Origin of the sequence: Idiomarina sp. UBA3162, from assembly GCF_002364475.1 — a bacterium.
Taxonomy (GTDB): domain Bacteria; phylum Pseudomonadota; class Gammaproteobacteria; order Enterobacterales; family Alteromonadaceae; genus Idiomarina.
This window is the reverse complement of the sequence record NZ_DEYI01000073.1, coordinates 1-4,194: the sequence shown is the minus strand read 5'-3', so window position 1 is coordinate 4,194 and position 4,194 is coordinate 1. Positions and strand designations below refer to the sequence as shown.

3 protein-coding genes are annotated in these 4,194 nt (G+C 48.5%); all 3 read left to right on the top strand.

All coding sequences use genetic code 11. The annotated features are described in order from the left end of the window. Positions 1-1,278 (top strand): 23S rRNA (uracil(1939)-C(5))-methyltransferase RlmD (gene rlmD, locus B2X00_RS09495; RefSeq protein ID WP_290487314.1); only part of this gene is annotated, 1,278 nt, incomplete at its 5' end. 4 nt (positions 1,279-1,282) lie between these two features. Continuing rightward, a complete protein-coding gene (gene relA, locus B2X00_RS09490; RefSeq protein WP_290487313.1) occupies positions 1,283-3,454 on the top strand; it encodes a GTP diphosphokinase in 2,172 nt (723 codons plus the stop codon). Positions 3,455-3,459: 5 nt separating this feature from the next. Further along, positions 3,460-4,194, top strand: a 735-nt coding sequence (mazG, locus tag B2X00_RS09485; protein ID WP_290487312.1) for a nucleoside triphosphate pyrophosphohydrolase, incomplete at its 3' end; no start/stop codon positions are given.

Here is a 4,194-nt window from a genome sequence, read left to right as displayed (position 1 = left end):
ACTGCAGATGCGCTCGACCATCAGGGACGCGGTGTGGTCAGGATATCAAAGCAGGGCAAAAGTCGAGTTTATTTTGTTCCACAATTGCTACCGGGCGAGACCGCTCAATTTAAGGTGACCGGACAACAAAATATCGAATTGCTTGCACGCCAAAGCACTGCCGCAGAACGACGTCAGGCGCCATGCCCCTACTATGACGACTGCGGAGGGTGTGACTTACAGCACATTAATGAAACGCACCAGCGCCGCCATAAACAGCAAGTAGTGACTGAACTGTTCGCAAAAATGGCAGGAATGAAGAAAGAGCTACCGTGGCATGACACGTTAATCGCTGATGATTGGCAATATCGTCGGAAAGCACGTTTAGCGATTTATCAACGTGCTACCAAACAACCCTGGCGTCTGGGATTTCGGGCACACGCGAGTAAACACATTGTTGATATTCCTCAATGCGCGGTTTTAGACAGTGAACTTAATCGCCTAATAACCGACTTTCGGAAGATGCTAGATAGTGCACAACTGGGTCCTAAGATCGGCCATGTCGAGCTCATTAAAGCACCCGCTGCACAGCTATGTTTGCGCATTACTCAGCCCTTGAGTTCGGAACAGACGCAACAACTCGAAGCGTTTTCCACAACAAGTGAATGTGCCGTTTGGTTGGATAATGGACAACAGCTTAAAGCGTTGAGCCAAAATGCGATCTGTTTCGATGAGACCATTGATGGTGATCGGCTAGTATTCATGCCTGGAGACTTTATACAGGTAAACGCTCGAGTTAATCAGCAAATGGTAAAGCAAGCTGTTAATTGGTTAGCGCCACAAGCCGACGATGAAATCCTTGATCTGTTCGCGGGCATTGGCAACTTTACTTTGCCGTTGGCACGTCGCGCAAAGTCGGTGACTGCTGTGGAAGGCGTATCAGCAATGACCAAACAATTAGCTGCTAATGCGACGACAGCAAACCTCAGTAATGTTTACGCACACACTTTTGATCTGGGTACCAATGAAGTGAGTCGCTTATTGGAGAAAGGCTACCAACGTATTCTTCTCGATCCCGCACGGGCTGGTGCAGAAGCGGTTTGTCAGTGCATTGCAAAACTGCAGTCAGATAAACAACCTGAGCAAATTGTGTATGTTTCGTGCTCGCCGGATACGCTGGCTCGAGACAGCCGTTGGTTATTGGATAACGGCTATGAGATTGCGCATATCAGTTTAGTTGACATGTTTGTACAAACACATCACATTGAAACAATGGTGAGCTTCAAAAAGGTAGTATAAAGTCATGGTCCATGTTCGCAGTACACATGTTGATGATCCGCAGTATCAGGACGCGGCACAACACTGGTTAGTCAGTGTCAAAGATGTCAACACACTGGAAGAAACCGCGAACATGCTCGCCAAGCGCTATTCGGATCACGCTGATGCCTTACTCAAAGGTAAGGAGATGGTGGAAATCTTAGCGCCACTCAATCTTGATACTGAATCCTTGCTCGCAGCATTGTACGCGCCGCTGGTTGATAAGGTGACGCTTGATGTTGAGGAATTGCCTATTGAGCGCTCCTTGAAGGTGTTACTACGCAATGTCCAGCAAATGCAGAATATTTCCGAGTTGCAGTCCTTTCAACATGGCCAACCTGATGGCGCGCAAATCGATAACGTGCGGCGCATGCTGTTGTCTATGGTTGAAGATGTTCGCGCGGTGCTTATTAAGCTTGCCGAGCGCATCTGCTTTCTGCGCGAGGTAAAAAATGCGGATGAGGAGACACGCGTACTAGCGGCTAAGGAGTGCGCAGAAATATACGCGCCCTTGGCCAATCGTTTGGGTATTGGACAGCTCAAATGGGAATTGGAAGATATCGCCTTTCGCTACCTGCATCCCAAAACCTACAAAAGCATCGCACAGCAGCTCGATGAGCGGCGTTTAGATCGCGAAAGTTATATCCATGATTTTGTCGAGGACTTGCAACATTCGTTGCAAGAGCAGGGCATAATCGCTGATGTGTACGGCCGTCCCAAACATATCTTTTCGATTTGGCGGAAAATGCAGAAGAAGCACCTCAGTTTCGAGCAGCTATTTGATATTCGTGCTGTGAGAATTTTGACGCATTCGTTGAAAGACTGTTACGCCGCGTTAGGGGTTGTGCACTCACGTTGGCGCCATTTATCTTCGGAGTTTGATGATTATGTGGCTACGCCAAAACCGAACGGCTACCAATCGATCCATACGGTCGTCGTTGGTCCCGACAATAAAAATGTCGAAATTCAAATTCGTAGCCATGAAATGCATGATGATGCCGAACTCGGTGTTGCTGCACATTGGATGTACAAGGAAGGTGCGCAAGCAGGCAAACGGCATGGCTTTGAAGAAAAAATAGCATGGCTGCGTAAGCTCTTAGCTTGGCATGAAGACATGGCCGGGAGTGACTCATTAGTTGAAGAGATACGTTCCCAGGTGTTTGAAGATCGGGTCTATGTGTTCACGCCGAAAGGTGAGGTCATTGATCTACCTGCGGGGTCTACGCCGTTGGACTTTGCTTATTATATCCATAGTCAGGTGGGCCACCGCTGTGTCGGTGCGAAGATCGATGGCCGCATCGTGCCTTTCACGTATCAACTGCAAAATGGCGATAAAGTCGAAATACTGACTCAGAAAAGCGCACAACCGCGCCGTGATTGGTTAAATCCGCAGATGGGCTATCTGCATTCTTCGCGCGCACGCAGTAAAGTACATACCTACTTTAAAAAGCAGGATCGCGACAAGAATTTACAAGCCGGCAAAGAGCTATTAGAGCAGGAACTCAGCAAATACGGCTTGAATTTAAGTGCTGCCAGTAAAGCGCTTGAACGCTTTAACGTAAGCCACTTAGATGACCTATTGGCAGCTATTGGTGCGGGCGATATCCGGCTCCACCAAGTGGTCAACTTTATTAAGCCGGCACCGACGGAAGAACAGCAGCTCGCCCGCATTAAAAAGCGCACCGCACAGTCGAGTAAGCCTGTCGGTGGAACCTCCGAAGTGACCATCGAAGGGATTGGTAACTTAATGATGCAGTTTGCGCGCTGTTGCCAACCGATCCCCGGCGAACCGATTCGTGGATTTATAACCCAAGGGCGTGGCGTTTCGGTTCATCGGCAAGACTGCGATCAATTACAGCATCTGCTCTCGCAACATCCTGAACGGGGCATTGAAGTGTCTTGGTCTGCTCGCACGCAGAAAGAGTATCGCGCGTCGGTTCGTATTTCAGCGTTGGATAGAAATGGCTTATTGCACGATATCACCAGTGTTCTGGCCAACGAAAAAGCAGCGGTATTACAAATGGACAGTGAGTCAGATGCGCAGTCGCAGTCGGCGACCATTTGGCTGAAGTTAGCGGTTAAAAATAATCAGGCGTTGCAAAAGATCATTCAGCATTTACGCCAATTACCCGGCATTGAACAAGTTCAAAGGAGTTAACAATCATGCAAGCAGTGGGTATCGAGGCGCTCAAACAGGTTATGCAGCAGCTACGCGACAAACAACACGGCTGTCCGTGGGACCTCAAACAGACTTTTGAGTCGTTGCTACCCTATACCATCGAAGAAACCTATGAGGTGGTCGACGCGATCAATGGGGGCGATCGCGCAGCGATGAAAGATGAACTCGGTGACTTACTGTTTCAAGTCGTATTTTATGCGCAACTTGGAGAGGAAGAGGGAAGCTTTGATTTTGAGGCTATTGCTCAGCATACCGCCGATAAACTAATACGCCGTCATCCGCATGTGTTCGAGCAAACCGACGGTGCTTTATCCGATGCCGAGATAAAGCAACAGTGGGAAGCGATAAAACAACAAGAGCGTAAAAGCCAGCAAGCAGAAACTGTCTTTAAAGATATTCCAAGTCAGTTACCGAGTGTGCTAAAAGCCGCTAAGCTTCAAAAGCGAGCGGCTTCTGTAGGCTTTGACTGGACGGAAGAAGAACCCATTTATGCAAAGGTTTATGAAGAGATCGATGAGGTTCGCACTGCCGAAAACGATGACCACCTGGAAGAAGAAATCGGTGATTTATTATTTGCGGTGATTAACCTTGCTCGTCACAAGCAAGTGAACCCAGAACGTGCGCTTCAGAGAGCGAACAATAAATTTGTGCAGCGCTTTCAAGCGATTGAAGCGATACTAAGCGCCCGTGAACAAGCGGCGGACGAACTGAGTTTGGAC

Bases quoted from the DNA above. Each gene is read 5' to 3' on its own strand.
- relA (WP_290487313.1), top strand. From the start codon at position 1,283: ATGGTCCATGTTCGCAGTACACATGTTGATGATCCGCAGTATCAGGAC.